This window comes from Allobosea sp. RAF48 (genome assembly GCF_052114025.1).
Lineage (GTDB): Bacteria > Pseudomonadota > Alphaproteobacteria > Rhizobiales > Beijerinckiaceae > Allobosea.
Window position 1 is genome coordinate 253,488 of sequence record NZ_JBFRDZ010000001.1, and the last position, 25,042, is coordinate 278,529.

Annotated in this window: 33 protein-coding genes and 1 pseudogene; 10 read left to right on the top strand and 24 right to left on the bottom strand. The window is 64.5% G+C overall.

Annotated elements, in window-relative coordinates:
• Positions 1-177: 177 nt before the first annotated feature.
• Entirely contained in the window at positions 178-852 is a 675-nt protein-coding gene (locus AB4Z10_RS01265; protein WP_441468546.1) for a spermidine synthase, read from the top strand.
• A gap of 37 nt (positions 853-889) precedes the next feature.
• On the opposite strand, the gene AB4Z10_RS01270 is transcribed toward AB4Z10_RS01265, so the two are convergent.
• The 3 genes from AB4Z10_RS01270 to AB4Z10_RS01280 are packed head-to-tail and all read right to left on the bottom strand — an operon-like array spanning position 890 to position 3,248.
• Entirely contained in the window at positions 890-1,663 is a 774-nt protein-coding gene (locus tag AB4Z10_RS01270; protein WP_441468547.1) for a hypothetical protein, read from the bottom strand.
• Complete coding sequence (gene speB, locus AB4Z10_RS01275) at positions 1,660-2,712, bottom strand: agmatinase (RefSeq protein ID WP_441468548.1); 1,053 nt, start codon at positions 2,710-2,712, stop codon at positions 1,660-1,662. The genes AB4Z10_RS01270 and speB overlap by 4 nt, the downstream gene beginning before the upstream one ends.
• Positions 2,713-2,735: 23 nt before the next feature.
• Positions 2,736-3,248 carry a GNAT family N-acetyltransferase gene (locus AB4Z10_RS01280; RefSeq protein WP_441468549.1) on the bottom strand — a complete coding sequence of 171 codons (513 nt, stop codon included), beginning with the start codon at positions 3,246-3,248 and terminating at the stop codon, positions 2,736-2,738.
• 187 nt (positions 3,249-3,435) lie between these two features.
• Here AB4Z10_RS01280 and AB4Z10_RS01285 point away from each other — a divergent pair, with 187 nt between their 5' ends.
• The 3 genes and pseudogenes from AB4Z10_RS01285 to AB4Z10_RS01295 all read left to right on the top strand — a co-directional run bounded on the left by AB4Z10_RS01285 (position 3,436) and on the right by AB4Z10_RS01295 (position 5,565).
• The gene (locus AB4Z10_RS01285) at positions 3,436-4,521 is read left to right on the top strand and encodes a TRAP transporter substrate-binding protein (RefSeq protein ID WP_441468550.1); all 1,086 of its coding nucleotides are present in this window, start codon (positions 3,436-3,438) and stop codon (positions 4,519-4,521) included.
• A 129-nt stretch (positions 4,522-4,650) separates the two neighbouring features.
• Positions 4,651-5,016: pseudogene (locus AB4Z10_RS01290) on the top strand (ABC transporter substrate-binding protein); the annotation flags it as partial.
• A gap of 165 nt (positions 5,017-5,181) precedes the next feature.
• Positions 5,182-5,565 carry a hypothetical protein gene (locus tag AB4Z10_RS01295; protein WP_441468551.1) on the top strand — a complete coding sequence of 128 codons (384 nt, stop codon included), beginning with the start codon at positions 5,182-5,184 and terminating at the stop codon, positions 5,563-5,565.
• A 1-nt stretch (position 5,566) separates the two neighbouring features.
• Here the strand turns inward: AB4Z10_RS01295 and AB4Z10_RS01300 are convergent, their stop codons facing one another.
• From AB4Z10_RS01300 to AB4Z10_RS01320, 5 genes are all read right to left on the bottom strand, one after another.
• Positions 5,567-6,202: a uracil-DNA glycosylase family protein gene (locus AB4Z10_RS01300; RefSeq protein ID WP_441468552.1), complete on the bottom strand. Its 636-nt coding sequence runs from the start codon at positions 6,200-6,202 to the stop codon at positions 5,567-5,569.
• On the bottom strand, positions 6,199-6,666 hold the full coding sequence (locus AB4Z10_RS01305; protein WP_441468553.1) for a hypothetical protein: 468 nt from the start codon (positions 6,664-6,666) through the stop codon (positions 6,199-6,201). The genes AB4Z10_RS01300 and AB4Z10_RS01305 overlap by 4 nt, the downstream gene beginning before the upstream one ends.
• Positions 6,666-7,133 carry a hypothetical protein gene (locus AB4Z10_RS01310; RefSeq protein ID WP_441468554.1) on the bottom strand — a complete coding sequence of 156 codons (468 nt, stop codon included), beginning with the start codon at positions 7,131-7,133 and terminating at the stop codon, positions 6,666-6,668. The genes AB4Z10_RS01305 and AB4Z10_RS01310 overlap by 1 nt, the downstream gene beginning before the upstream one ends.
• The gene (locus AB4Z10_RS01315; RefSeq protein WP_441468555.1) at positions 7,133-7,744 is read right to left on the bottom strand and encodes a glutathione S-transferase family protein; all 612 of its coding nucleotides are present in this window, start codon (positions 7,742-7,744) and stop codon (positions 7,133-7,135) included. The genes AB4Z10_RS01310 and AB4Z10_RS01315 overlap by 1 nt, the downstream gene beginning before the upstream one ends.
• Positions 7,745-7,864: 120 nt before the next feature.
• Entirely contained in the window at positions 7,865-8,338 is a 474-nt protein-coding gene (locus AB4Z10_RS01320) for a thermonuclease family protein (protein WP_441468556.1), read from the bottom strand.
• Positions 8,339-8,498: 160 nt separating this feature from the next.
• Here AB4Z10_RS01320 and AB4Z10_RS01325 point away from each other — a divergent pair, with 160 nt between their 5' ends.
• Together AB4Z10_RS01325 and AB4Z10_RS01330 are read left to right on the top strand one after the other, a co-directional pair.
• A complete protein-coding gene (locus AB4Z10_RS01325; RefSeq protein ID WP_441468557.1) occupies positions 8,499-10,016 on the top strand; it encodes a sensor histidine kinase in 1,518 nt (505 codons plus the stop codon).
• 105 nt (positions 10,017-10,121) lie between these two features.
• A complete protein-coding gene (locus tag AB4Z10_RS01330) occupies positions 10,122-11,240 on the top strand; it encodes a D-alanine--D-alanine ligase family protein (protein ID WP_441468558.1) in 1,119 nt (372 codons plus the stop codon).
• A 107-nt stretch (positions 11,241-11,347) separates the two neighbouring features.
• Here AB4Z10_RS01330 and cobT read toward each other — a convergent pair whose 3' ends face one another.
• Positions 11,348-12,367 carry a nicotinate-nucleotide--dimethylbenzimidazole phosphoribosyltransferase gene (gene cobT, locus AB4Z10_RS01335; RefSeq protein WP_441468559.1) on the bottom strand — a complete coding sequence of 340 codons (1,020 nt, stop codon included), beginning with the start codon at positions 12,365-12,367 and terminating at the stop codon, positions 11,348-11,350.
• Between the two features lie 117 nt (positions 12,368-12,484).
• Here cobT and AB4Z10_RS01340 point away from each other — a divergent pair, with 117 nt between their 5' ends.
• From AB4Z10_RS01340 to AB4Z10_RS01350, 3 genes are all read left to right on the top strand, one after another.
• A complete protein-coding gene (locus tag AB4Z10_RS01340; RefSeq protein ID WP_441468560.1) occupies positions 12,485-13,327 on the top strand; it encodes an adenosylcobinamide-GDP ribazoletransferase in 843 nt (280 codons plus the stop codon).
• 143 nt (positions 13,328-13,470) lie between these two features.
• Positions 13,471-13,719 (top strand): hypothetical protein, encoded by a 249-nt coding sequence (locus AB4Z10_RS01345; protein WP_441468561.1) that lies wholly within the window; start codon positions 13,471-13,473, stop codon positions 13,717-13,719.
• Between the two features lie 37 nt (positions 13,720-13,756).
• Positions 13,757-13,963 carry a DUF1289 domain-containing protein gene (locus AB4Z10_RS01350; RefSeq protein WP_441468562.1) on the top strand — a complete coding sequence of 69 codons (207 nt, stop codon included), beginning with the start codon at positions 13,757-13,759 and terminating at the stop codon, positions 13,961-13,963.
• Between the two features lie 79 nt (positions 13,964-14,042).
• Here AB4Z10_RS01350 and AB4Z10_RS01355 read toward each other — a convergent pair whose 3' ends face one another.
• The 7 genes from AB4Z10_RS01355 to AB4Z10_RS01385 form a co-directional block, all read right to left on the bottom strand.
• Positions 14,043-14,516, bottom strand: a complete 474-nt coding sequence (locus AB4Z10_RS01355) for a GNAT family N-acetyltransferase (RefSeq protein WP_441468563.1) — start codon at positions 14,514-14,516, stop codon at positions 14,043-14,045.
• A 16-nt stretch (positions 14,517-14,532) separates the two neighbouring features.
• Complete coding sequence (locus AB4Z10_RS01360; RefSeq protein ID WP_441468564.1) at positions 14,533-15,366, bottom strand: sulfite exporter TauE/SafE family protein; 834 nt, start codon at positions 15,364-15,366, stop codon at positions 14,533-14,535.
• 415 nt (positions 15,367-15,781) lie between these two features.
• Positions 15,782-16,498 carry a DUF1428 domain-containing protein gene (locus tag AB4Z10_RS01365; protein ID WP_441468565.1) on the bottom strand — a complete coding sequence of 239 codons (717 nt, stop codon included), beginning with the start codon at positions 16,496-16,498 and terminating at the stop codon, positions 15,782-15,784.
• Positions 16,499-16,592: 94 nt separating this feature from the next.
• Positions 16,593-17,345 carry a DUF899 domain-containing protein gene (locus tag AB4Z10_RS01370; RefSeq protein WP_441468566.1) on the bottom strand — a complete coding sequence of 251 codons (753 nt, stop codon included), beginning with the start codon at positions 17,343-17,345 and terminating at the stop codon, positions 16,593-16,595.
• A gap of 82 nt (positions 17,346-17,427) precedes the next feature.
• A complete protein-coding gene (locus tag AB4Z10_RS01375; protein WP_441468567.1) occupies positions 17,428-17,832 on the bottom strand; it encodes an SRPBCC family protein in 405 nt (134 codons plus the stop codon).
• 42 nt (positions 17,833-17,874) lie between these two features.
• A complete protein-coding gene (locus AB4Z10_RS01380; protein ID WP_441468568.1) occupies positions 17,875-18,219 on the bottom strand; it encodes an ArsR/SmtB family transcription factor in 345 nt (114 codons plus the stop codon).
• Positions 18,220-18,499: 280 nt separating this feature from the next.
• Positions 18,500-18,709 (bottom strand): hypothetical protein, encoded by a 210-nt coding sequence (locus tag AB4Z10_RS01385; protein WP_441468569.1) that lies wholly within the window; start codon positions 18,707-18,709, stop codon positions 18,500-18,502.
• A gap of 658 nt (positions 18,710-19,367) precedes the next feature.
• On the opposite strand from AB4Z10_RS01385, the gene AB4Z10_RS01390 reads away from it, so the two are divergent.
• Complete coding sequence (locus AB4Z10_RS01390) at positions 19,368-19,637, top strand: DUF1488 family protein (RefSeq protein ID WP_441468570.1); 270 nt, start codon at positions 19,368-19,370, stop codon at positions 19,635-19,637.
• 354 nt (positions 19,638-19,991) lie between these two features.
• Here the strand turns inward: AB4Z10_RS01390 and AB4Z10_RS01395 are convergent, their stop codons facing one another.
• The 8 genes from AB4Z10_RS01395 to AB4Z10_RS01430 all read right to left on the bottom strand — a co-directional run bounded on the left by AB4Z10_RS01395 (position 19,992) and on the right by AB4Z10_RS01430 (position 24,897).
• Complete coding sequence (locus AB4Z10_RS01395; RefSeq protein ID WP_441468571.1) at positions 19,992-20,282, bottom strand: acyl carrier protein; 291 nt, start codon at positions 20,280-20,282, stop codon at positions 19,992-19,994.
• 793 nt (positions 20,283-21,075) lie between these two features.
• Complete coding sequence (locus AB4Z10_RS01400) at positions 21,076-21,495, bottom strand: hypothetical protein (protein WP_441468572.1); 420 nt, start codon at positions 21,493-21,495, stop codon at positions 21,076-21,078.
• A gap of 8 nt (positions 21,496-21,503) precedes the next feature.
• Complete coding sequence (locus AB4Z10_RS01405) at positions 21,504-21,707, bottom strand: DUF4167 domain-containing protein (RefSeq protein WP_441468573.1); 204 nt, start codon at positions 21,705-21,707, stop codon at positions 21,504-21,506.
• 653 nt (positions 21,708-22,360) lie between these two features.
• Positions 22,361-22,618, bottom strand: a complete 258-nt coding sequence (locus tag AB4Z10_RS01410) for a transcriptional regulator (protein ID WP_441468574.1) — start codon at positions 22,616-22,618, stop codon at positions 22,361-22,363.
• Positions 22,619-22,654: 36 nt separating this feature from the next.
• Complete coding sequence (locus AB4Z10_RS01415; protein ID WP_441468575.1) at positions 22,655-23,026, bottom strand: DUF6481 family protein; 372 nt, start codon at positions 23,024-23,026, stop codon at positions 22,655-22,657.
• A 14-nt stretch (positions 23,027-23,040) separates the two neighbouring features.
• Positions 23,041-23,304 (bottom strand): 30S ribosomal protein S21, encoded by a 264-nt coding sequence (gene rpsU, locus AB4Z10_RS01420; RefSeq protein ID WP_441468959.1) that lies wholly within the window; start codon positions 23,302-23,304, stop codon positions 23,041-23,043.
• 136 nt (positions 23,305-23,440) lie between these two features.
• Positions 23,441-23,650, bottom strand: coding sequence for a cold-shock protein (locus AB4Z10_RS01425; protein WP_441468576.1), 210 nt, complete (start codon positions 23,648-23,650; stop codon positions 23,441-23,443).
• Between the two features lie 731 nt (positions 23,651-24,381).
• The gene (locus AB4Z10_RS01430; protein ID WP_441468577.1) at positions 24,382-24,897 is read right to left on the bottom strand and encodes a GNAT family N-acetyltransferase; all 516 of its coding nucleotides are present in this window, start codon (positions 24,895-24,897) and stop codon (positions 24,382-24,384) included.
• Positions 24,898-25,042: the final 145 nt, after the last annotated feature.

The following is a 25,042-nucleotide window of genomic DNA, read 5'->3' on the forward strand; positions in this document are numbered from 1 at the left end:
TCGGCTTTCGAAGGGATGGCGGCACAATGCTGCGCCGCAGCATGAAATAGCCATTCCCAAGACGCCAAGACACCAGCAGAAACGACGATATCTCATGCGTCACGGACATATCGATCCGCACCCCGCGATTCGCTGGGATGCGGCTATAAGACCGCTTCCAACAATGGTGAGAGCAACGTGATTCCCTGGACAGTCCTCGACAGCGCCCCCCTGCCCGACGGCAGCGGAGACCTGCGCCTGAAGCAGCGAGGCAGCGAATTCTCGATCATGCTGGGCAGCAACGAGCTGATGAACAGCCGTCTCAGCGGCTCGGAAGAAGCGCTGGCCAAGCTGGTCTGCGAGCGGCTGGCTGAGCGCTCCCGGATCAAAATGCTGATCGGCGGGCTTGGGATGGGCTTCACATTGCGGGCCGCCCTCGCCCATCTGCCGCCGGATGCGGAGGTCGAGGTGGCCGAACTGATCCCCGCCGTCGTCGACTGGGCGCGCGGGCCGATGGCGGCGGTCTTCGCCGGCTGCCTGGACGATCCGCGCGCACAGCTGACCGTTGCCGACGTGGCCGGCGTCATCGCCAACGCCAGGGGCCGCTACGACGCGATCCTGCTCGATGTCGACAATGGGCCGGAAGCGCTGACAGTCGCCGGCAACGACCGGCTCTACGCTGCAGGAGGGCTGCAGGCCGCCAAGGAGGCGCTGCGGCCGGGCGGCATCCTGGCGGTCTGGTCATCGGGGCCGGACCACGGCTTCACCCGGCGCCTGCGCAGCGCGGGTTTCGTTACCGAGGAGGTCACGGCGCGCGCCCGCCGGACGGGCGGCGGGGCGCGGCATGTGATCTGGCTGGCGGCGCGGCGCTGACGACACCGATGAACGGCCGGGATACCGGCCGATCACCTCAGTTGAGCCGGCAGAGCCCGTCGCAGGGCGCCGCCGAAACGGTCTGGATGAATTCGCCGACCGCCTTCTTCGCATCCGGCTTCAGAACCGGCTGAGCCGCCTGCAGGGCCGCGATCATCGCCTGCCGATCCGCAGGCGCGACGCCTGCGGCGATATCGGCCGCATTTTCGGCAAGGCTGCGCGCGATCAGAAGCTGATTCTCAGGCTTCAGCGCCGGATTGCGCAGCGCCAGCGACGCTCCGGCCACGATCTGTTGCAGGCCGAGGCGCATCTGCCGGATGCCCTGAAAGCGAGCCTCGGTCTTCTCGTCGGCCTGCAGATGCGCGCCGAAATTGTTGATCGCCTGGAGCGATGCGGCAACGGCCTTCAGCAAGAAGGCATGGGTCCGCGTCAGCTCATCCTGGAAATCGACGACGTTCCTGGCCGTGTCCGGCGGCTTCCGATCGGGCGAGAACAGGGTGTAGGCCTGCAGGATCCGGGTCTGCTTCTGGACGATGTTGAGCAGCGCCGGAATGTCCGCGCCCGTATAGGGCTTTTTCCCGAGAATGGCGGGCTCGTCCCAGACATCAGCCAGCACCTTGCCTTCGACGGGATCTGCCAGGCGCGGCAGGGTCGGCCTGCCCTCCGAAGCCTTGATCATCGTCTCCACCGAGGCGAAGGCGGCGTCCATATAGGCCGATCCGTTCTGCGGCACCTCGGCGCGAGCAGCGAGCCCCAAGAGGCAGGCCCCGCCCAGAGCGGCGAGCCGTGCGATCGAACCGAACCTCGTCATGGTCTTCCTTTTCCTGCGGCGCGAGCCTCCGCCAGAAGGCAGAGCTCGGTGAAGAGGACCTGCGCCGCGCATTGCGCCGTGTTGCTGGTCGCATCGTATTGCGGCGCGACCTCGACGACATCAGCCGCCACGATGTCGCGCCCCTTGAGCGCGCGCAAAATCGCCAGCGCCTCGCGCGGCGTCAAGCCACCGACTTCCGGCGTGCCGGTTCCAGGCGCAAAACCCGGGTCGAGCGAATCGACATCGAAGGAGACGTAGGTCGGCCCGTCACCGATCACGGCCAGCGCCTTGGCGATCACCGCATCAAGGCCGAGATCGTCGACCTCATTCGCGTGGATCACGGTCATGCCGGACTCGTAGGAGAACTCCCACAGGTATTCCGCACCACCGCGGATACCGATCTGGATGACGCGCTCGGGATCGAGCACGCCGTCGAGCACGGCCTGGCGGAACGGTCCGCCGTGATGGAACTTCGAGCCCTCATAGGGACCGGAGGTGTCGCAATGGGCGTCGATATGCACCATGCCGACCGGGCGCTTTGCGCCGACGGCCTTGAGGATCGAATAGGTCATGGAGTGATCGCCGCCAACCGCGAGCGGCGAGACACCGGCCTCGACGATGCTGCTAAAGGTCGCCTCGATATCCTCGTGGCAGCTTTCGAGCGAGTAGCGCGAGCGGAACGGCACGTCTCCGATATCGGCGGCCTTGATCATAGCGAAGGGCGCCGTGCCGAGCACGTGATCCATGGGCCCCATCCGCTCGATGGCGCGGACGGCGCGCGGGCCGAGACGGGCGCCGGCCCGGTTGGTCACGCCCAGATCCATCGGCACGCCGATGATCGCGACGTCGAGCCCGCCGAGATCGGGCTTGGCAAGCGCATTCGGGCGATATGGCGCACCGACGAAGGTCGCGACGTCCGCGAAAGGCCATTTGCGCCGATCGCCGGAGAACTGGCCGGCCGCGACCTTGGCGAATCGCGGATCGTGAATGTCGCCGCCGCTGGCGCCGGCATAGCGCTGCCGCAACCGGTCGAGCTTGTCCTGATCCATGCCTGTCTCCTTGCGGACGTTCCTCAGCCCGGAATGCGTTCGAGCATCAGCACCGGGTGGTCCTGATATTCGACCTGTCCGAAGCCCTTGTAGCCGAGCTTTTGTGCCACGCGTAGGGAGGCGAGGTTCTCGGGCGCGATGATGCAGACGCTGCGCCGTGAGCCATGGGTTGCAGCAAACCAATGGTGAGCAGCAGCCGCCGCCTCGGTCGCATAGCCCTTGCCATGCGCCGACGCCGCGAGAATCCACCCGGCCTCCGGAGCATTGTCGAAATCCGGAGACAGCCCCCGGCAGCCGTCGAACAGACCGATCTCGCCGACAAAGGCGCCGCTGCGCTTCTCGACCGCCACGAACATGCCGTATCCGCGCAGAGCCCAATGGCCGGCGATGCGGGTCAGCCGATGCCAGGCCTCCTCCCGGCTGAGCATCCGGCCGCCCAGGTAGCGAACGACATCCGGGTTGCTGCGCATGGCGTGGATCGCGTCGAGGTCGTCGATCTCCGGGCGGCGCAGGCGCAGGTTTTCGGTCTCGATCATGACCGCTTTAAGCATCGCCGCAGGAGCGAGCCAAGACATGCCTCGGAACTAGCCGAAAGTCGCAATAATCGTCGATGAAATCCCTCGCACTTCGAAAATCCATTCGCTACAACGCGTTTTCGAACGCCGAGCGACAGAACCGATTTCGAAACGCTCGCACCCCCAGATGTCCGAGGAGAATCGCTAGATGAAGCGTCGTCAGTTTATCCAGACCGCGGCGGCTGGCGCCGCGGCCACCGCCGTTGCTATGCCGGCAGTCGCGCAGTCCAATCCCGAGGTGAAGTGGCGTCTGGCCTCGAGCTTCCCGAAGTCGCTCGACACGATCTATGCCGGCGCCGAGATCATGGCCAAGATGGTCTCCGAGCTGACCGACGGCAAGTTCCAGATCCAGGTCTTCGCCGCCGGCGAAATCGTCCCGGCCCTGCAGGCTCTCGACGCCGTCACCAACAACACCGTCGAGATGTGCCACACCGTCTCGTATTACTATGTCGGCAAGGACCCGACCTTCGCGGTCCCCGCCTCGGTCCCGTTCGGCCTCAACGCCCGCATGCAGAACGCCTGGCTGTTCCAGCACGGCGGCAACGAGCTGTTCAACGAATTCTACAAGAAGTTCAATGCCTACGGCCTTCCCTGCGGCAACACCGGCGCGCAGATGGGCGGCTGGTTCCGCAAGGAGATCAAGTCGACCGCCGATCTCCAGGGCCTCAAGATGCGCATCGGCGGCATCGCCGGCTCCGTGCTGCAGAAGCTCGGCGTCGTGCCGCAGCAGCTCGGCGGCGGTGACATCTACCCGGCGCTCGAAAAGGGCACCATCGACGGCGCGGAGTGGGTCGGCCCCTATGACGACGAGAAGCTCGGCTTCGCCAAGGTCGCGCCCTACTACTACTATCCGGGCTTCTGGGAGGGCGGACCGACCGTCCACGCCTTCGTGAACCTGGAGAAGTGGAACTCCCTGCCGAAGACCTATCAGGCCGCGCTGACCGCCGCCTGCACCTATGCCAACACGCAGATGGCGGCGCGCTATGACGTCGTGAACCCGCCGGCGCTGAAGCGCCTGGTGGCGGCAGGCACGCAGCTGCGCCCCTTCCCGCAGGACGTGCTGGAAGCGAGCCTCAAGGCCTCGAACGAGCTCTACGCCGAAATTTCGGCGAAGAACCCGGACTTCAAGAAGGCGATCGAAACGATGGCCGCATTCCGTTCCGACCAGTATCTCTGGTGGCAGGTGGCGGAGCTCAGCTTCGACGTCTTCCAGGTCCGCACGCGCGCGCGCTGACCGGCGAAGGCCAGACGGATTGTTTCAAGGCCCGGCATCCTGCCGGGCCTTTTTCTTGACTGGTCTCTCAGCCTGAACAAGGTCGCGCCGTATTACGACTATCCCGGCTGATGGGAGGGGGGCGCCGCGCTCCACTTCTTCATCAACACGGCGAAGTGGAACGAACTGCCGAAGGTCTACAGGTCACTGCTCACGACGGCGGCCGCGCAGGCGAATACTGACATGCAGGCGAAGTATGACGCCCGCAATCCGGCCGCTCTCAAGCGCATTGTCGCCGCCGGCGAGCAGCTGCGCCCGTTTTCGCAGGAGATCCTCGAAGCCTGCCTGAAGGCGTCGAAGGAAATCTATGCCGAAACCAGCGCCAAGAATCCGGACTTCAAGACGATCTACGAATCGATGGCGGCCTTCCGCTGCGGCGAATATCTCTGGTTCCAGATCGCAGAATATGCCTACGAAAACTTCCTGATCCGCTCGCGCGTTTCGAATCTGCTCTGACCCGACGGAGCGTCTCGCGTAAGCGATACTTACCCCGGCGCAAGCCGGGATTTTTCATGGGCGCTGCACCACTCCCCCGGCGATGCGCACCATGCTATCAAGTTGTCGGATGCCACGACCGCGCCTTGCTTCAGGGTTAGCAGGCACCATAATTCGGAAATCGCCATGCCCCGCACCGCACTCGCCCTGCTCCTGTCCTGCCTCGCGACAGCAACCGCAGCGCAGTCGATCGGCGAGCCCTTGCCGGGGCGCGCCGCTCCTCGCGAATCCTTCAGCAAATCGGCCCCCGCCGCGGGCAAGGGCGCCCGCCCGTGCCCGGAGTATGGCGCCGGCTTCATCAAGCTCGAAGGCTCCTCGCTCTGCGTCCGGGCCGGCGGCTCGGTCCGCGCCGAATTCGGGAAGAGCTCGCGCAACGGCTACGGTAGCCGCGCCGACGGGATGGTCTATCTCGAAAGCCGCGGGCAGAGCGCAATCGGGCCGGTTCGCTCGGTGCTCAGCGTTCGCGGCGGGGTCGACCGCGGGCTGGATTCCGGGCCGTTCCGCTACTGAGCTAGCCCGGCGGCTTAAACAGCCGCGCGACCTCCGCCTGAAGCACCGGAACCAGCTCTCCCTCGAACCAGGGATTGCGCTTGAGCCAGGCATTGTTGCGCCAGGACGGGTGCGGCAAGGGCAACACGCGCGGATGGACCGGCCTGGCCAGGATCTCGCGCCAGTTCGCAACCGTCGCCGAGAGATTGGCGGCCTCCCTGGCGCCGAGATGCCAGCCCTGGGCATAGCGCCCGATCGCAAGCACGAGCTCGATGCGCGGCAGCGCCGCAAAGACGCGTCCGCGCCAGGTCGGCGCGCATTCCCGGCGCGGCGGCTTATCCCCGCCCTTCGCGTCGAGCCCCGGGAAGCAATGGCCCATCGGCACGATCGCGACCTTCGCGGCATCATAGAAGACCGCCTCGTCGATGCCGAGCCAGCTCCGCAGCCGCACGCCGGAAGGATCGGTGAACGGGCGGCCGCTGGCATGGACGCGCGTGCCCGGCGCCTGCCCGGCGATGCAGAGCCGCGCCGTCGCTGCGGCCTGGATCACCGGTCGCGGCTGGTGCGGCAGCGGCGGCGGATAGAGCGGTGCATCGCGGCAGATACGGCAGCTGCGCAGTTCCGCCAGCACCTCGTCGAGCGTTTCCGCCTCGCTCATCGGTTCGCCAGCCTGGAAGGTCCGGGAGCCTGCGAGATCAGTCCGTCGCAGACCCAAGCGGGCTGCTTCCCTGCATAGTCGTGCGGGTCGCCCTTCTCGATCCGGGCAAGACCGTTGATGCGCCCGCTCGGGCGGTTGCGGATGACATAGAGATCGCCGCTGACCTCGATGGTGAAGCAGTAGGTCCGGCGCGTCTCCTGCGGGCCATAGTAGTAGCAGACGGCATCCTCCGTCGTAGTCCAGCAGGCATCCTTGTTTTGCACGCCGCGATTGTGACCGCTCGCACGCCCATCGGGGTGATGATACTCGCTGAACGGCAGGTTGCTGCCAGTATAGACCCCGGAGACGGTGTTGCCTTCGAAGAGGCGCCGGATCTGCTCGCCATTCAGCCGCTCGGCCGCGCCGGCTTCGGCCGTGGCAAGAAGCCCGAGGACGACAGCCGCGATGCCTGCACAGTGCGGCATCAGCGTTGCGCCAGCTTCCGGCTCATCGGCGGCATCGGCGCGCGCGAGATCAGGCCGTCGCAATACCAGGGGGTACCGTTATCGGTGTGATTGCGCGGATTGCCGAGTTCCACCTTGGCCAGCGCATTGACGATCCCGTTGCCGGTATTGCGCAGCACATAAAGATCGCCGCTCATCTCGACGGTGAAGCAATGCACCGTGCGGTCACTCGGCGGGCCGTAATAGTAGCAGATGCGGTCCGGCTTGGTGATCCAGCAGGCGTCGGTGTTGGGTTGCCAGCCATTGTGCCCGAGCGCTCGCCCGTCCGGGTCGTGATACTCGGTGAAGAAGCCGCCATTGGTGTAGCGCCCGGACACCGTGTTGCCCCGGAAGGCGCGCTCGATCGCCTCCCCGCTCAGGCGTTCGGCCGCCTGCGCAGCAGCCACCGGGACCAGCAGAGCAAGCAGGAACGGAAAAAACCGAAGCATCACGCCTTCCAGCTCGGGCGCGACGAGAGCTCGCCATGCCAGCGGCGGATATGGACGAAATCCTCGGATAGCGGAATGCGCGACGGCTTCATGAAGTCGATGGCAATACCGGCGGTGATATCGGCCACGGTCATCGCATCACCGCAGATATAGGCGCTGCCGGCCAGTTGCAGTTCCAGCAGCCAGAGATGGTCGTCCATCTGGTCGCGGTTGGCCTCCGCCCATTCCGGGACCTGCTCCTCGAGCGCCGCCATCGATGGATGGCTGTGGCGGAAGACGGCGGCGACGCTGGCGAACAGACCGAGCTCGACGCGCCGGTTCCACATCTCGATCAGGGCCTGTTCCTTCGCATCCCGGCCGAACAGTGCCGGCTGCGGGTGCAGGGCCTCGATGTAGCGGCAGATCGCGACGGTCTCGGCGAGCGCGGTACCGTCGTCGAGTTCGAGCACCGGCAGACGCTGCGCCGGGTTGATCCTGGTGAAGGCCTCGCTCCGATGTTCCTTCTTGGCGATATCGACCGGCACCAGCTCCGGCAGCGACACGCCCTTCTCCGCGAAGAAGATGCGGACCCGTCGCGGATTCGGCGCCCGGCCACCGTCATAGAGCTTCATCAGATGTTCTCCGTCTCCGGCGCACCGGATCACGGCCCGCGCCGGAAGGTCAACCACATGCTGCCGCTTCGTGACGCCAGCATGGCGAGCGATGCCGCATCCGGCCGGGATGGCGCGGGTTCAGCGCGGATGGGCGCGGCGCCAGGCCTCAGGGCGCTCGAACTGCAGCGCCCAAAGCCCGCGCCCGGCGGCCCGCGCCTCCTCCTCCTCGGCCCGGTAGGCGCCGTAGGAGACCGCATGGCCATCGCGGACCATGCGGGCATTGATGTCCGCCTCGCCGATCCGGCATCGGGCAAGCCCACGGCCGTAGCGATCGATCTTGCCGATCTCGCAACTCGCCATGCCGCCCGCCAGCATGGCCTGCAGCGCACGCCGCGCCTCGCGTCCGCAGGCGACCTGCCGGCCAGCTCTATCCGTACAACTCTGGCGATATTCGGGAGCGTCGATCCCCTCCAGCCTCAACTCCTCGCCGAGGAGCCGTAGCGAATCGCCATCGATCGCCTGCGCCGGCCCGACGAGGCTCCGGGCCGGACCGAGGCGGTACTGCAGGATCGCGCCAGCCAGCGCGAGGAAGCCCAGCAGTCCGAGCGCCACGACGAAATCCGTGACGCGGCCGACACGGCGCCACCCGAAAGGTCCATAGCGAGAGCTAAATCCGAAGGGAGCCATCAGGAAGAGCTTAACGATTTGGTGTCCATGATGGCCAGCCGTCCGCGCACGCCGCGCGGCGGAACGAGGATACACGCTCCCGACCATGGCGGAAGTGACGGCCGAACAGGTGCAGCGCGGGCGCGGGCCCGATCCTTCCGTCGTGGCGCGCCGAAAGCACGTTTCGCGGGAGGTGAAATCCGTGCGCGAGCGCCTGACGTCCTCGACCGGGCTCGAGCGCGCCTTCGATTCCGAATTGCTGCGCGTCTTCGCGCAATACCGCCTTACCGGCTCCGCCGGCACGCTGGTGCTGGTCATCGGCATCGCCGCAGCCGCCTGCCTGTGGCTGCCGACCATGTATGTCGCGCTGTGGAGCAGCGCGGTGCTCGCGAGCACGCTCGTCATCTTCGCCCTGTCGCGCCGCTATCTGCGCAAGCCCGCCGATACGGTCCGGCTCAAGCGCTGGCGGCGGCTCTTCACCCTGGCGGAAGGCATACACGGCCTGTCCTGGGCGCTGCTCCTCATGCTGTTCGCGCCTGTCGAGGCTCCCGGCGCGAAGGTCTTCGTCACCACGGCGCTGCTCATCGTCAGCGCCCTCACGGTCATGCTCTCCGCCACGATTCCGATGGCGGTCTATGCCGGGCTGACGCCGGTCATCGCCGGAATCATGGCGTTCTTCTGGGAACGCCGCGACATGGACAGCGTAACGATGGCGCTGATGGCGGCCTCGGCACAGCTTTTCTTCATCTTCCTCGCCAACCGGCTCTATGCCAGCTCGGTCGACTCGATCGGCTTCCGCGCCGAGAAGGACGCGCTGATCGCCGAGCTCGAAACCGCCAACGCGAATTCCGACGAAGCCCGCCGCAAGGCGGAGGAAGCCAATCTCGCCAAGTCGCGCTTCCTTGCAACGATGAGCCATGAGCTGCGGACCCCCCTCAACGCCATTCTCGGCTTCTCCGAGGTGATGAAGAGCGAAATCTTCGGGGCGCACGCCAATGCCGCCTACAAGGAATACTCGGCCGATATCCACGGCTCGGGCCAGCATCTGCTCAACCTGATCAACGAGATCCTCGACCTGTCGCGCATCGAGGCCGGCAAATACGAGCTGAACGAGGAGGCGCTGTCACTCGTCGAGATCGTGGAGGACTGCCGGCACATGCTGACGCTGCGTGCCAAGGCCAAGGGCCAGACGATCAGTTCGCTCGCCGAGCCCGACCTGCCACGGGTCTGGGCCGATGAGCGGGCCATCCGGCAGGTCGTCCTCAACGTGCTGTCAAACGCGATCAAGTTCACGCCGCAGGGTGGCGAGATCACCATCAAGGTCGGCTGGACGGCGACGGGCGGACAATATGTCTCGGTCGCCGATACCGGGCCCGGCATCCCGGAGAACGAGATCCCGATCGTGATGCAGAGCTTCGGGCGTGGCTCGCTCGCCATCAAGACCGCCGAGCAGGGCTCGGGGCTGGGTCTGCCGATCGTGAAGGGGCTGATCGACCTGCACGGCGGCGGCTTCAACCTGAAGTCGAAGCCGCGCGGCGGCACGGAAGTGACGGTCACCCTGCCGGCCGAGCGCGTGATGGACACGCTCGCCGCCCTGCCGGAGCCGAAATCGCGGGCGGCATGAACTGCATCTCCGCGGCGGCAACGCCCGAATCTCGCCCCATCGATCGGCAACATCCATAACCGCCTCACTCGGGGCGCTCACACTCTCCTCTCGGACCATCGCATCATGAACCGGAAAACGCGCGTCGCCGTGCTCTATGGCGGAAAATCGGGCGAGCACGAGGTCTCGCTGAAGTCGGCGGCCTCCGTCCTGCGCTATCTCGACCGCGACCGTTTCGAACCCGTGCCCGTCAGCATCGACAAGCAGGGCCGCTGGCAATGCCACGACCTGCGCCTCATCGAGGGCACGAACGGCGACAGCCTGCCGATCCCGGCGGGTTCGCCGGCGATCCGGCTCGAACCGCAGGGCGAGCGCACCGCCATCCTGCCGGCCGACAACGCGGCACCGGCCATCGAGCCGGTCGATGTGGTGTTTCCCGTCATTCATGGCCCGCTCTGCGAGGACGGCGCGGTACAGGGTCTGCTGGAGCTCTCCGGCGCCGCCTATGTCGGTTCAGGCGTGCTGGCTTCCGCCGTCGGCATGCACAAGGACATCGCCAAGCGCCTCGCCGCGCTCGCCGGCTTGCCGGTAGCGCCCTATCTCGCGCTGTCGCGCCGCGACTACCGTCGCGATCCCGAGGGATCGGCCAGGGCAGCGCACGAGACACTGACGCTCCCGGTCTTCGTCAAGCCCTGCAACATGGGCTCCAGCGTCGGCGTCCATAAGGTCAAGCACTGGGAGGACCTCGGCGCCGCGCTCGCCGACGCCTTCCTGTACGACACCAAGGTGCTGATCGAACAGGGCATCGATGCCCGCGAGATCGAAGTCGCCGTTCTCGACGGCGATCCGCCGGTGGCGAGCGTCGCGAGCGAGCTCAATGCCGGCCCGCAGCACGAGTTCTACTCCTACGAGGCCAAGTACATCGATCAGGACGGCGCCACCGTCGATCTGCCGGCGAAACTCGATGCCGACCAGATGGCCCGCGTGCGGCAACTCGCGATCGACGCGTTCCTCGCGCTGGAATGCAGCGGGCTGGCGCGGGTCGACTTCTTCCTCGACCGCCAGAGCGGCGCCTTCTACTTCAACGAGATCAACACGCTGCCGGGCTTCACCGCGATCAGCATGTATCCGAAGATGATGGAGGCTTCAGGCCTGCCCTACCCGGCGCTGATCACCCGCCTGATCGAGCTGGCGCAGGAGCGCCACGCCGAGCGTGCCGGGCTGAAGACGGATTACGCGGTTTAGGCGCGCCGTCATTCTCGGGCGAAGCGCAGCTTCGACCCGAGAACCTTATGACAAGAAGGCGTTGGTTTCCGAGATGCTCGGGTCAAGCCCGAGCATGACGCGGGGTCCTACCCCTTCCGCGCCACCTGCGCCTGCTCGAAGGTCGCCATGCCGGAATGGACCGCCGCCGCCGCCTTGACGAGGCCGGCGGCGAGCGCAGCCCCCGTACCCTCCCCCAACCGCATGTCGAGTGCGAGCAGCGGCACCTTGCCGAGACGGGCGAGCACATCGGCATGGGCGCCCTCGGCCGAGAGATGACCGGCGATGCAGTGGTCGATCGCGGATGGCTCGATCGCATGCAAGATCGCCGCGGCGGCGGTCACCACATAGCCATCGAGGATCACCGGGATACGCTGCGAGCGCGCAGCGATGATCGCGCCGCAGATCGCCGCGACCTCTCGCCCGCCGAACCGGCGCAGCACTTCGAGCGGATCCTTGAGATGGGCGCGATGCAAAGCAAGCCCCGCCTCCACCGCCGCGACCTTGCGCTTGAAGCCGGCTTCGTCGATGCCGGTGCCATGGCCGCACCAGTGCGCGGCGTCACCGCCATACAGAGCAGCGTAGATCGCCGCAGCCGAGGTGGTGTTGCCGATGCCCATCTCGCCGAGGCAGAGCAGGTCGGTTCCGCCGACGAGCGCTTCCATGCCGAAGGCCATGGTGGCGACGCAGGCGCGTTCGTCGAGCGCATCGGTCTGAGTGAAGTCGCCGGTCGGCAGGTCCAGCGCGAGATCGAAGACCTTGAAGCCGAGATCATAGGCCGCGCAGATCTGGTTGATCGCGGCGCCGCCGGCAGCGAAATTCTCCAGCATCTGGCGCGTCACCGTCTGCGGGTAGGCCGAGACGCCCTGCGCCACCACACCGTGATTGCCGGCAAAGACGCAGACCAGCGGGCGGTCGACGCGCGGCGGCGCCTTCCCCTGCCAGGCGGCGAGCCACTCGGCGATCTCCTCCATGCGGCCGAGGCTGCCGGCCGGCTTCGTGAGGTTGGCATCGCGGGCACGCACTGCGTTCGCGGCCGCCATATCGGGGCCGGGCATCGCGGCGATGAGTTCGCGGATATCGTCGAAGGGCAATCCGGAGGCGGCCATGGCTGTTCCGTCGAGCAAAGGGGCTTGCGCCGACGCGCGCAGGCGTGGCGGCGAGGTCTGCGCTGCTGCTATAGGGTCAAGCTCGGGAAGACAATCGAGCAGAGCAGCGCGGCAGGCATGGCTGAGGCCGAGACGACGACGGAGACCACCCCGCCGGACTGGCCGGGCTGGACGATCGCGACGGCGATCTGCCTGCGCTTCTGGTCGCGCCTGCCGGTCCCGCCATTGCCGGGCGAGGCCGACAGCCACGCGATCCCCGACTTCCGCAGCGTGCCCCGCGCCCTGCCCTTCGCAGCGCTCGTCATCGCGCTGCCGGCGTCGCTCGTCGCACTGGGCGCCGGGCTGGCCGGCCTGAGCGGTTTCGTCGTCGCCGCGCTCGCGCTCACCGCGCTGGCGCTGGCCACCGGCGCCTTCCATGAGGACGGGCTCGCCGACACCGCCGACGGGTTGTTCGGCGGGCACACGCCGGAACGTCGGCTCGAAATCATGAAGGACAGCCGCATCGGCTCCTATGGCGCGCTGGCGCTCGGCCTGTCGCTGCTGCTGCGGGCGAGCCTGATCGCGATGATCCTCGACCGCTCCGGCGCCTGGGCCACAGCGGCGGCGCTGCTCGTCGCCGCCCCCTGGTCTCGCGCCGAGGCCCTGTTCCTGCTCGCAACGCAACCGGCCGCACGCAGCAGCGGCGCGGCGGCGGCTGTCGGCCAGCCGACGATCGTCACGGCGCGGATCGCACTCGCCCTGAGCCTCTTCCTCGCGACCGGGATCGCACTGGCGGCGCAGCTACCTGTCGCGGGACTGCTTCTAGGCTTTGCGCTGGCGCATGGCGCGGCGGCCGTTCTGTCGCGGCTGGCGCGGCGGCTGATCGGCGGGCAGACCGGCGATATCCTCGGCGCGGCGCAGCAGCTCGCCGAGATCGCGATCTATCTCGGAATCGCCCTGATGCTCTGGCCGGGCATCTGAGCGCTTGGCCGGCCGCGCGCCGTTCCGAACCGGCATCGCGTTTCGAGATGAAAGGTCACCGTTGCCTGTTGCGACTTGACGGGAACGCTTCTTTGGCGCTGGCTCAGATTGCCTCCAACCTGCTTACGTTAGGTAACACTGCCATGCGCAAAGCTATTTTCAGTCTCCCGGCCGGACTGGTTGCAGTCGCGTTCGCCTATGCCGTGTCCAGCCTCGTTCTTCCCTCCACCGCCTCCGCTGTGGTCTGTGCCAAGGGTGTCTATCGGGCGGGATGCGCCGGGCCGAACGGCGCCGTCGTCGCCAGACGCGGCTATGCTGCTCCGCGCTCGCACGGCGCGGTGTGCCGACGCTATGGTGTCGTCGGCGGCGTGCGCCGCTGCGTCGCCTGGTAAGCAGCGCATCAGGTAACGCCTGTACTGGACGGTTGAGTTGATAAGCGCCATCTCGACGCCCTGTATCAAGGTCTGCATCATCGCCCCTCAGAACAGGCTCTGCGAGGGCTGCGGGCGGACGCTCGCCGAAATCGCGCAGTGGGGCCGCCTGAGCGAGGCCGAGAGGCTGGCGATCATGGCCGTGTTATCGGAGCGGTTGGCCCAAGGAGCTTCCCAGCAACCGCCACGTCATGCTCGGGCTTGAGCCTTGAGCACCTCGGAAACGAGCGCCATCTTGTCATGAGATTCTCGGGTCAAAGCTGTGCTTCGCCCGAGAATGACGGCTACTTGCTCGCCAGAGCGATCAGCGCATCTCCTGTCAGGCGATAGAACACCTTCTTCGGATACGCGACGGCGCCGAGGCCCTCGTAGAAGCGCAGCAGCGCCGCATCGTCAGCATCCGCCGTCCAATCGATGCGGAGGTGGCCGCGTTCCAGCGCGAGCTCCGACAGCGCGGTCATCAGTGAGCGGCCGAGCCCCATGCCACGCGCCGCATCGGCAACGTAGATCTCCTTCAGGAAGAAGCCGGATTTCAGCCCCGGCCCCGGATAGAGATTGCAGGCCGAAGCAAAGCCCAGCACCGCCCCTCCCCTCACCGCGACCAGGATGTCCACGCCAGCCGGCAAGGCGGCGAGGCCTGCCAGAATTTCTGCGACCGGCGGACACGGCACCCGGTAGTGGCCCTGCATCTCGACCATCAGCGCCGCCAGCGCCGGATGATCGGCGGGCTGGAGCAGCCGGATCGCGGTCTCGCTCATCAGGCGCCCCGCCCGCTCAGTGCAGCAGCGACCAGATGAAGCGGCCGGCGACGACAAGAAGGAATAGGCCGAAGGCCACTTCCAACCGCCGCTTCGAGAGCCGGTGCGCCAGGCTTGCGCCTATCGGCGCCGTCCAGATCGAAGTCGGGATGAACAGGATCATGCCGATCAGCGAGACATAGCCGAGCGAGAGCGGCGGCAGGATGTCCATCTTCGGCCAGCCGGCATAGATGAAGCCCAGCGCACCGGGGATCGAGATGAGCACCCCGAGGCCCGACGAGGTCGCGACCGCCTGATGGATCGGACGGCCGTAGAAGGTCATGAACAGGCTGGAAAGCTGGCCGCCGCCGATGCCCATCAGCGCCGAGAGCACGCCGATGATGCCGCCATAGGCGACCATCAGCGGCTTTCCGGGCATGTCCTCGCCGAACTTCCAGCGGTCGGCGGCGAAGAGCAAGCGGACGGCCGAGATCGTTGCGACGATGACGAAGACGATCTTGAAGAGATCAGCGGGTGCATAGCGGGCGATATAGCTGCCGACGATGACGCCGATCACGACCGGAGCGGCCCAGATCTTCAGGATGGAGAGATCGACAAGGCCCCTCGCGCGATGCGCGTTGAAGGAGCGGATCGAAGTCGGGATGATGACGGCGAGCGAGGTGCCGACGGCCAGCGGCATCCGAACCTCATCGGCCACGCCGATGACACGGAAGACCTCGTACAGCACCGGCACGATGACCGCGCCGCCACCGACGCCGAAGACGCCGGCCAGCAAGCCCGTGGCCGCGCCGGCGAGCACGAGGGAAACGGCCAGGAAGGCGAGATCGCCGAGAGGAATGCCAGCAAGCATCGAGATTCGATCCGGTGAAGCAGCCCGATCTCTCGGCCATTTGCACGACCGGGACAAGATACCGCCCCGCATGACCGCTGCGAGAAATCATGGCGCCAGGCAAATCGCCACCTCGACGGCGTGATGGTGTTCAACGCCACCGGAAAGGTGATCGGGCTCGCCTCGGCCACCGGAGGCCTGCGGCAATATCTGCTTCGGCGGGCCGAGGTGGGCCCGCCCGTTCAGGGCGCAAGCCGGTCGATCTATGCGCTCCACCTCGCAATGCAGGCTCCGGGCCGGGCTGATGGCCCGGCCCCGATCCCCGTCATTCCGGACCAGCCGCTTTGGCAGCGCCGATCCGGAGTCCATCCGAGAGCGTTGCATGCCACGATGGAGTCCGGGGCAAGCCCCGGAATGACGGCCTCGTCACGGCGCTTCACACATCGAGAAGCGGCGCGAAGCCGGCATGGACCGAGCGCTTGCCGTCGAAGGGCAAGGACATGGCCTTCATACGCGGATCCTGCATCAAACCGGCCCAGGCGGCGTCGCGCACCGCCTTCGACGGCCACTCGATCCAGGAGAAGACCACCGTCTCGCCGGGCTCGGCTTTCACCGCCCCCTTGAAGTCGGTGAGCTTGCCATCCGGCACGTCATCGCCCCAGGCATCGACGACGCGCAACGCGCCATGCTCCTCGAAGAGCGCCGCGCCCTTGGCTGCGAAAGCCTGGAAATCCGCCTTGCGCCCATCCGGCACCGCAGAAAGCATGCCGTCGATATAGCCCGCCCGGCCGCCCTCGCCTTCGTCGAGGACCGAAGCGAAGCCGCCATAGATCATGCGCTTGCCGTCGAAGGGCATCTGCAGTCCCATCATCTCCTTCATGCGCGGATCGCTCATGATCCTCTCATTGGCAGCATCACGCGTCGCCCGGTCGGGATATTCGAACCAGGAGAAGACGACGACCTCGTCAGGCGTCGCTTTCACCGCACCCTTGAAGTCCGTAACCTTGCCATCGGGGACATCGTCGCCCCAGGCCTCGACGTGGCGCTTGACGCCGAATTCCTTGAACAGCGGCGCCGCATCGGCCGCATGCTTGCGGTAACTGTCCTTGTTCGCGGCCGGAACCGCGACGACGAAACCATCGACATAAGCCATTGCGTTCTCCTCACTTGCGGCCGCCCAAGCGGCCATGCCCAAAAAATGTTGATATCAACAATACCCCCCGCACCGCGATGCGAGGAATCCACTCTCAGCCGCAGCAGGATCCCGCCGCCAATTCGGGCTGGAAACTCGCCGCTCCCTTTGGCTTGCTCTGGTAGCGGTCGTGATGGCGGACCCAGTCCATGATCCCGACCTCGTTGCGCCCCTTGGGAGTCATATCGAGGAAGTTATGGGCGCCGATCAGGAGGTCGCCGCCGCGGGCATAGGTCGAGTAGGTGTGGAAGATCTTGCCCGCGTCGTTGCGGTAGAAGACACTGAAGCCCGGCATCTCGCCGCCCTGCCCGTCATGCATCTCGTAATTGTACTCGTAGCGGCCGGCCGCCCTCTCCTCCGGGCTCGGCGCGACGTGGAAGTCGTAGTTGAAGTCGCTGTTGGCCGAGGACACCCAGGGAAAATCCCAGCCCATGCGATGCCGGAAGGCCTGGAACTCGGCATAGGGCGCCCGCGAGACCACGACCAGGCTGACATCATGGTGCTTCAGATGCCGGTTGGCGCCGTCGAAATGGTCGGCGAGGAAGGAGCAGCTCGGGCAGCCTTCCCTGGCGCCCGGGCCGAACATGAAGTGATAGATGATCAACTGGCTGTTGCCGGCGAAGAGATCCGCCAATGTCAGCCCGCCATCCCAACCCTCGAAGGCATAGCCCTTGTCGATCCTGACCCAAGGCAGCGCGCGCCGCTCGGCCGAGAGCGCATCGCGCTGGCGGGTGAACTCCTTTTCACGGGCGAGATGGGCCTTGCGGGCCGCAAGCCATTCTTCACGGGATACGATCCTGTGTTCCATCGTCTCCTCTCCTGTGTTTCCGCCGGCCCACGCCGGCGGCTCGTTCAAGCGCTGCCGGACAGAGCAGCGCCGCTCTCCGCCTTCAGGCGAAGTAGGCCTCGAGCTTTTCCATGGTTCCGGTCCAGCCATGGGTGTGGCCGCGCACGGCCGCATCGTCGAACAGCTTCTCGTGCAGAAGCGTCAGGATCGTGCCCCCACCATCCGGCTTCAATGTGACGGTGACGCGCGAGACGCGCTCCGGCGTCGTCACCCAGGACCAGCTGAAGACCAGACGCTCGTTCTCGACGACCTCCAGGTAACGCCCGGACACCTCGTGGCGCTGCCCCGTGTCCTCGATCATCACGACGCGATACGCGCCATCGACGCGCGGATCGATCTCGGCCTCCTGCGCCACGACGTTCTCGGGCCCGAACCAGCGCACCAGCAGTTCAGGGTCGGTCCAGGCCTTGTAGACCTCGACCGGCGGCGCATGGAGGCGGCGCTTCATCGTAAGACTCGGTGTCACCTGCTGATCCATGCGCCTGCCCCTTCAACCTTCGCCCTTGCGCCGCGCTTCGAGCAGCGCCTCCAGCGCATCGAGCCTTTGGGTCCAGAAGCGCTGATAATGCGCCAGCCAACCCATCGCTTCCTCCATCGGCTCGGCGTTGAGGCGGCAGGACACGGTGCGCCCCGTCTTCGTCCGCTCGACCAACCCGGCGTCCGACAGGACATCGAGATGCTTCATGATGGCCGGCAATGAGACCGGAAACGGCTTCGCCAGCTCGCTGACCGAAAGCCCGTCTTCCCGCTCCAGCCGCGCCAGCAAGGCCCTCCGCGTCGGATCCGCCAGCGCGGAGAACGTCCTGTCGAGCTGCGCTGCTTGAAACTTAACCATTGAGTTAAGTGTAGACGCGAATTTTGCACGCCGTCAAGCCCCCCCCGCTTTGATGGGCAGGAAGGTATTGGAGAAACCTATATGAAAAACCGAGCCGTGGCGGGCGCAAGCGCTGTTGTTTTCACCACGGTACCTACAGCAACCCACGGGCCGCTGCAGCGGACGCGGGGTTCGATGGACTGCAAGGGCGCGCATTGATTGGAAGTGTCGCGGCGAGCGATTGGTTCGAGCCTGCGGCCCGCCCTGAGATTGCTCTACCGACAAACTCAAAGATTCAATGTCAGCTGCTGCGCGGATCGAGCGTTACCTTTGAATTCATGTATTCCTGAGCACTATCGCTCAACGCAACATGACTTCCAGTGCGGCTGGCGAGCCCTCTTTCATATTCGATCACCGCATTAATGTCGCTTGACCTGCCGTAGTGCTCACCCGTGACGTCTCGGACAGCCCAGTCCGTACCGAGGCGGCACACGGTCAAGGTCTGGGCCATCACAGTTCCTCGATCCAAACAACCCTAACAACCGAAGAGCCCTTTCGTTCCGGGGCGCGCTCAAATGACGGGGGCATTCGACCGGCGGTTTCAAATGAATAATTTGAAAATGAGGATTAATTTTTATCGCGCCTTGTAAGATGACGTCAGAAGAACAATATCCAAAACTGCGAAATTTTCTTCTGATTATTCTTTTCCTAAATTTCGAAATTTCCCGCTTTTTGACCAAAACAACGGATCGCCGTCATGTCGAATCTACCGGCGCACTGGGATATTTACCGATTTAGGCGGTCGACCCTATGTGTGGGCCGGGCACGTTGGCCTTGTCGCCGAATTCACGCTTACCTTCACACTCGTATTGAAATGAGCTTCTCATGAAACTTCGCGCAGAGAAGGCTCGGCAAGCAGCCGCTGCCTATGCTCCGGCCCCCGAAGCTTCGGCGCTCGTTTATGGAATTGTCGGGATGACGCTTTTCGGCGTCGGGATATGGGGTGCAGCCGCGTTTTATGACGTGCGCCTGCTCCCGCAATGGGCACTGCTCGTCGCTGGCTCGGCTGTCGCTTTCTGTCTGGGAGTTTGGCTACGGAGGAGGCGGAGGCTGCGCTACGTCCACGCCTATCAGGCTGAGCTCACTGGGCTTGGCGGGCAGTCCCCGTCATGAGTATCAACTTTCCCAATTCCATCCGACGATACGAACCTGGCCGCGGTTGCGTGAGCTTCTGGGGCTCCGCGTCATCGTTGGAAGTCATGTTTCAGATCGAGCTGGGGGTACTGCGGACCTTAAGCCCCAGCATCGTTGATGAAAGCGAAGCTTCGTTCCTCGCTGCGTTCGACCTCAACCGATCGGCTATATTGCAGGCGGCGCGTTCTGCTTATTTGAAGAAGCGGGACAGCTATCACCGACTTTCGCCTTCCAACTTCCGTTAGCTCTCGGCACGATGGCGGGGCATGTTACGAAGGCCCCCGTCTGGCTTGGGCTGGGCGCTTCCGTTGAAGCGTACCCTGCATCAACAGGCTCACATTCGCCTATCGTTCACTATTTTGAGCCAAGCTCTCAAGGCGCCTTCGATGCGGCGTGGCGCCGAGCTGCCGCCATTTCCCCTCCCATGGCGTGGGTGGCTCGGCGTCTTTTCCTGATCGATTGAAGGATCGAGAACTACCCGCAAGCGCGGTGGCGATTTCGTGCTCGGCTGCCGCACGACCGCACAATCAGAGCGGCCAAACGATTGCCAACACAGAAATCCAGTTGGCCGGGACGGCCCCGCTGCCGAAGTCCGGGCCCTATTCCTCGGATTCGCCCGCTTCCGCGTTGGTGGCGATGCGATGGGCAATTAGCACGACAAGTTGGCGAACCGTCGTGCAGGCTCGCATCTCGTCGTCCGGGATCATGTCGCAATCAAACTCGCGCTCGATCGCGTTCCCGATCAGCGTCAAGTCATCGAGCGAGAGCCCCAGATCGCCCTCCACCGTCGCGGTGGGATCGAGCTTTCCGTGATGGATGAGCCCTTCACGTGCGATGATTTCCAGAAGCCGCTGAGCAAGAGCTGCTTCACTGGCTGTGTGATTGGACATTGGCGCCCCCTTCAAGCTCCATTGGATATGCGAGAGTTGGCTGCCCCCCGCGCTTATACGCTCTGCGGATGCGGGTGAGGCGGAATCTGCAGCTCGATCGATCGAATTGCAGCAATCCACTTTAATCGATCAGGCGGCGCTGCTTTGAGGGCTGAGCACAGTGAGTTCATTTCACCATTATGCCCGGGAATGTGACTTGCGCTCTCCAGTGAGAGTGCGCGGATGCCGCTGAGTTGTCTCCATACAGCTTCTGGAAAGGACCGTCGCGGCGCTCATGACGCCGCCAAGCGGAGATACCCATGATGCTCAACGGAGCCGGCTTTGTCACCTTGCGCAGTGGTCGAAGACTGTCTGCCAAATACTAGTTCGGCACTCATCAGGAACATCATTGGGTCGGGTATTTGATCTGTGACACGGGGTCCGCCGACCCAAGCGAGTTCACTTACAGAATCCTCCTTCACTGTGAGGGCGGAACAGCGGTCGAGCTTGCCGTTGCCGATTGGACAGAACGGAACATGGCGGTCGTCGGACGCCCCTTGCCGGAGTTCGACCGGGTGGCGTGAACGCCTCCCGGTTACCGAAGAACCGCGCCCCAGAGGTCTTTTGCCGCCAAGCAGCCCCGCATAACAGCGAGGAGCACGCGCTCCGTTGGCGCAATGGCAGTGGTGAAGCCGTCGGCGCGGATGATGGCTGCCCCCTTCGCTCGGTCGCGCTTTGGCGAAGCCTAGCCTTTTCGCTCTTACCGGAACGTCGGCCCAGGACCGGCGCGAACGCTGGTTCCGAGATCGAGCTTTCAGTTCGCGGTACGAACGCGGTGTTCTTGGAGCTTGGCCTGCATCTGCGTGACGAGCCGCAGCAATTCGCTGTGTGACATTGTCATCGTTACATTGTGGTCGCCGACCGTCAGTCTCAGATGAAACTTGGCTTGCGTTACCCCATCAAAACGCGGCTCGTCAGCATCAATCGATGTCGCCATCACCTCATGCTCTCCCTCAAGGCTTGCGGGTATATCGATCAGGACTTCGTCACCGGCGGGGGCGGGCATGTAGGCGATGAGACCGGCTGCCAGCTTTTCAGCCTGAAGCCGATCCAGCAGGAAGACCTGGCTATGCCCGGGTGCGGAGAACTTGAAGGCAACATGCTGCCGACCCGCGGGTGTGATCCACTCGACGTTTTCGATAAGGGCAGCATCGACCGTTGTCAGGTCCAGCATGGTGCCTCCTATGCGGCTTTGCCGTTCAACAAGCGGCGAAAGTGATCGGCCTGCTGATAGAAGCGCTCGGCATCGACCTTGTCGCCTGTCGCTTCGCACCCTTGGGCACGGGTGACGGCACGGTCGTAACGTGCCCGAAGGTCCGAACCCGTCCATCTATCCGTCTGGCTGCGCCTATCGGCATCCCGCGACGTGCGATGATTGAGGTTCATGGTTCCCTCCTCAGCCCATGATCCGCGCGACGATCTTGCGCAGCTCCTCGCGGGAAAGGCCACAAGGTTCGGGTTTCCAGTCCAGCGAGGATTTCGGGGGCAATGGCAGCGAGGCAGATGCGCCAAGGCACTGCGTCGTCGGATGTTCGTATTCTGTTGTGCTTTTCATATCGGTCCAAGGGCGCGCGGCTTGACCGCGCTGCCTGTAAGGCTGCCGGGCGGAATGCCGGCGGCAGCGTGCCGCGAAGCGGCGTTCAATTGTCGAAAGAGTTGGAAAGTCGGGCAACGCGCCTGTAGCGGCGAGGCCAGCCGATTAGCTCGGTCGATGGAGCACCAATAGCGCGCCATTGTGGCCGTTTGAAGTTGCCGGTACCCGTCAGGGGAAATAATCGGCTGGCACCATGGCAGCGCCATGCAGACAAGACCCGTGCAGGGTCTTCTCAATGGCCTTCATCGCGCCGTCTATCGCCTTGAAGGGGCCGCGCCGCACTTCAACCATCCGTGGAAGCTCGTCGGCTGTCAGGACGATCCAGAACTGGTCGTGAGGGCCGCGTATGATCGAGCAGACCGAACGCTCCAGCAGATCGGTGACACCCCATCGGTTGGATAGACTTGGCCGAACCGTCGTATCATAGCCACCTCCTGTTTCGCGATCAGGGAGAGGTCCGTTTCGTCCGAGCGCTGCCCTTTGCCTTCGGTTGCGTTGCAGCTTCGCGAGTTGCCTCGGCTTCGGCGGCCTCTTTGGCCAGTCGCAGCGCCCGCAATCTTGCAGTGCGCTCGCGGACGGCAGCCTGCTCGATACGCAGCGCTTCCAACACGGTTTCCGCTTCGGCGCGACGTTGCGCGGCCAGCGTGGCCCTGCTCTGTGCCCGCAACTGAGACTGTTCCGGCGAAATCCTGTTACCGGGCATCGGCGAACTCCTTCCCGAACGGACGATGCCGAAGCATCAGCGTCGTTTTCCTGCCGCGCGCTCCCGCATGTATTGAACAGCCTCGAGCAGAACCTTGCGGGGACGCTCCGCTTCGGCCCTCGCCAGTTCAGCCTGGCGGGCCGCTTGGCGAGCAAGCTCCTCCTGGCGCTTCTCTTCGGCGAAGCGCTCGCGTTCAGCCGCAGCCAGGCGCTCCATTTCGGCAAGTCTTGCGGTCTTCTCCGCCTCTCGCTCGGCTCGGGCTTTCGCCACGGCTTCGCGCTCGGTCCGGCGCTGGATCATGACCGGATCATCGGCCCCGGGACGCGCCCTGAAGTGCTCCAGCAGCGCCTTTTTGGCGTTGGCCGAACTGGCCTGGCGGTCGGCGAAATTCTGCGGATTGAAGCTCAAGCCTGAAACCTCGCTTATCGTGCCTGCGCGGGCTGGGCCGGACGAACTGGCCGCTCTGCGCGCTTCGGCGCCGGCAGCAATCCTTCGCGTTGCGCCTGCTTGCGTGCCGCCTTGCGAGCGCGGCGGATGGCTTCAGCCTTTTCGCGGGTGCGCCGCTCGGACGGCTTTTCGTAGGAGCGACGCGCCTTCATCTCGCGGAACACGCCCTCGCGCTGCATCTTCTTCTTGAGAACGCGGAGCGCCTGATCGACGTTGTTATCGCGGACGAGAACCTGCATTCGAACTTCCCTTCTGGTGAAAAAAAGGGCCGGGCTGATCCCGACCCTCCGTGGCCATTCGTCGCTCAATCGAGACGGCGCCGGTACATCCGCGGTCGCCGCATATCTCCATTGCCACGCCGAACGGCGTCTCGGCTCACTCGGCCTGCAGATTATCCGCAGAGACTTTTCCGGAGCGCTTGTCCTGCACCAGCTCGTAAGAGACCTTCTGGCCTTCCCGGAGCGTGCGCAGGCCTGCTCGCTCTACGGCGCTGATATGGACGAAGGCATCCTGCCCACCGTCCTCCGGCTGAATGAAGCCGAAACCCTTATCGGTGTTGAACCATTTGACAGTGCCGCTGGCCATGCTGACCTCCTGTAAAAGCGACCGCCCACACGCCACGGATGCAGCGCATGTCTCGATTTGAGCAGGAAATTCGTCAGCAGAGCGCCATGAGGCGCGGGGCCAATTCGTTCGGCCTAGATCGATTTTTCTAACATGGTACTTGCAGAGCGCATTGTCAAATGACGTAAAATTCTTCTCAGTATTTTTCGAAAATTATTGAGCGACTGAACCGGCAAGTGCCGCCGCTTGTGTAGCCAGCCTCGCGCCGGTCTCGTTCAGCGTGCTAGCCACCTTGAGATTACGCTGGGCTGGTTTCAGGTAGAGGCGAGGTGCGGCCTCAATTCCGCGCAAGCGCCCGCGCCGTCGAGAGCCACGATCAGCCATCGCTGCCACTCCAAGCTGAGCTTGTTGAAGGCGCTCGTCGCCCCTTTGGAATGGACCTTCGGTCCCTCATTGGAGTATCCCGCGCTTCTCCCGATGGATCGACGGAATTGGTCGACGGACGAATGCTGCATGGCGAGGTCATCTAAAGCAGGCGGGACTACCGCCGACGGCGCGGCGCTGCACGCCCCGGCGGCATCTTCCGGCATGGGTGCGAGGTCGTCTGCAATGCCGCCCCCATCCTGGAGACAGCTAACCGACACCCATAACTCTTGGACGAAACCTTGAAATCGATCGCTAAGACGGCATTACAAACACTACACCGGAGTGATATACTTTAATAAATATCAATAATTTATCGCTCGGTAATCCTATTTGAATCTCCTTCTTAGTATTACCAGCCGAAAATCATCCGGGCATTCATCGACCTCGAAACCCTGCTCACGTTCGATTTCGATCGCTTCATGATTTTGGCGGTCTTCGAGCGACTCGAGCACTTTCACTCCCTTCGCCTCGGCAAATTTGGAAACGTGTCTGAGCAATTCCCATCCCACACCCTTATGCTTGTGTTCGCTTCGGACTGAGATCGCCACTTCGCCTCTGTCCAAAGCAGCGTCACAAGCCAACATGCCTGTGGCGATGATCGTCTTTCCGTCTTCGGAAAAGGCTATGAAGGTCTCGGCCTGTCGATGATCGACCTGCAGCATGGCCGCCAGACGATCATGGCCAACCTCCCTGACCGTAGAGAGAAAGCGGAAGCGCAAATCTTCGGGCGTCACATGCTTGAAGAACTCCGCCAGCCCCGCTTCATCTTCGGGACGAGCAGGCCGGACATGAAACCTGAAGCCCGTTCTCGTGGTCAAACTCCGGTTGAGATCGTCGGTCATCATCCGATTCTCCTCCAATCGCCGCGCAATCGCGCGAGCTCCGATTCTCCTCCGAATTCCCTCCCCTGCTTCGTCCTCAGTGCACCATGCTTCGGCCGTAAGAACGTTGGACGGAGTGCCCGGGATTTCGGCGGACCGACAACCC

Bases quoted from the DNA above. Each gene is read 5' to 3' on its own strand.
- AB4Z10_RS01270 (WP_441468547.1), bottom strand. From the start codon at position 1,663: ATGACGAGGTTCGGTTCGATCGCACGGCTCGCCGCTCTGGGCGGGGCC.
- speB (WP_441468548.1), bottom strand. From the start codon at position 2,712: ATGGATCAGGACAAGCTCGACCGGTTGCGGCAGCGCTATGCCGGCGCC.
- AB4Z10_RS01280 (WP_441468549.1), bottom strand. From the start codon at position 3,248: ATGATCGAGACCGAAAACCTGCGCCTGCGCCGCCCGGAGATCGACGAC.
- AB4Z10_RS01285 (WP_441468550.1), top strand. From the start codon at position 3,436: ATGAAGCGTCGTCAGTTTATCCAGACCGCGGCGGCTGGCGCCGCGGCC.
- AB4Z10_RS01295 (WP_441468551.1), top strand. From the start codon at position 5,182: ATGCCCCGCACCGCACTCGCCCTGCTCCTGTCCTGCCTCGCGACAGCA.
- AB4Z10_RS01300 (WP_441468552.1), bottom strand. From the start codon at position 6,202: ATGAGCGAGGCGGAAACGCTCGACGAGGTGCTGGCGGAACTGCGCAGC.
- AB4Z10_RS01305 (WP_441468553.1), bottom strand. From the start codon at position 6,666: ATGCCGCACTGTGCAGGCATCGCGGCTGTCGTCCTCGGGCTTCTTGCC.
- AB4Z10_RS01310 (WP_441468554.1), bottom strand. From the start codon at position 7,133: ATGCTTCGGTTTTTTCCGTTCCTGCTTGCTCTGCTGGTCCCGGTGGCT.
- AB4Z10_RS01315 (WP_441468555.1), bottom strand. From the start codon at position 7,744: ATGAAGCTCTATGACGGTGGCCGGGCGCCGAATCCGCGACGGGTCCGC.
- AB4Z10_RS01325 (WP_441468557.1), top strand. From the start codon at position 8,499: ATGGCGGAAGTGACGGCCGAACAGGTGCAGCGCGGGCGCGGGCCCGAT.
- AB4Z10_RS01330 (WP_441468558.1), top strand. From the start codon at position 10,122: ATGAACCGGAAAACGCGCGTCGCCGTGCTCTATGGCGGAAAATCGGGC.
- cobT (WP_441468559.1), bottom strand. From the start codon at position 12,367: ATGGCCGCCTCCGGATTGCCCTTCGACGATATCCGCGAACTCATCGCC.
- AB4Z10_RS01340 (WP_441468560.1), top strand. From the start codon at position 12,485: ATGGCTGAGGCCGAGACGACGACGGAGACCACCCCGCCGGACTGGCCG.
- AB4Z10_RS01345 (WP_441468561.1), top strand. From the start codon at position 13,471: ATGCGCAAAGCTATTTTCAGTCTCCCGGCCGGACTGGTTGCAGTCGCG.
- AB4Z10_RS01355 (WP_441468563.1), bottom strand. From the start codon at position 14,516: ATGAGCGAGACCGCGATCCGGCTGCTCCAGCCCGCCGATCATCCGGCG.
- AB4Z10_RS01360 (WP_441468564.1), bottom strand. From the start codon at position 15,366: ATGCTTGCTGGCATTCCTCTCGGCGATCTCGCCTTCCTGGCCGTTTCC.
- AB4Z10_RS01365 (WP_441468565.1), bottom strand. From the start codon at position 16,498: ATGGCTTATGTCGATGGTTTCGTCGTCGCGGTTCCGGCCGCGAACAAG.
- AB4Z10_RS01370 (WP_441468566.1), bottom strand. From the start codon at position 17,345: ATGGAACACAGGATCGTATCCCGTGAAGAATGGCTTGCGGCCCGCAAG.
- AB4Z10_RS01375 (WP_441468567.1), bottom strand. From the start codon at position 17,832: ATGAAGCGCCGCCTCCATGCGCCGCCGGTCGAGGTCTACAAGGCCTGG.
- AB4Z10_RS01380 (WP_441468568.1), bottom strand. From the start codon at position 18,219: ATGGTTAAGTTTCAAGCAGCGCAGCTCGACAGGACGTTCTCCGCGCTG.
- AB4Z10_RS01385 (WP_441468569.1), bottom strand. From the start codon at position 18,709: ATGGCCCAGACCTTGACCGTGTGCCGCCTCGGTACGGACTGGGCTGTC.
- AB4Z10_RS01390 (WP_441468570.1), top strand. From the start codon at position 19,368: ATGAGTATCAACTTTCCCAATTCCATCCGACGATACGAACCTGGCCGC.
- AB4Z10_RS01395 (WP_441468571.1), bottom strand. From the start codon at position 20,282: ATGTCCAATCACACAGCCAGTGAAGCAGCTCTTGCTCAGCGGCTTCTG.
- AB4Z10_RS01400 (WP_441468572.1), bottom strand. From the start codon at position 21,495: ATGCTGGACCTGACAACGGTCGATGCTGCCCTTATCGAAAACGTCGAG.
- AB4Z10_RS01405 (WP_441468573.1), bottom strand. From the start codon at position 21,707: ATGAACCTCAATCATCGCACGTCGCGGGATGCCGATAGGCGCAGCCAG.
- AB4Z10_RS01410 (WP_441468574.1), bottom strand. From the start codon at position 22,618: ATGCCCGGTAACAGGATTTCGCCGGAACAGTCTCAGTTGCGGGCACAG.
- rpsU (WP_441468959.1), bottom strand. From the start codon at position 23,304: ATGCAGGTTCTCGTCCGCGATAACAACGTCGATCAGGCGCTCCGCGTT.
- AB4Z10_RS01425 (WP_441468576.1), bottom strand. From the start codon at position 23,650: ATGGCCAGCGGCACTGTCAAATGGTTCAACACCGATAAGGGTTTCGGC.
- AB4Z10_RS01430 (WP_441468577.1), bottom strand. From the start codon at position 24,897: ATGACCGACGATCTCAACCGGAGTTTGACCACGAGAACGGGCTTCAGG.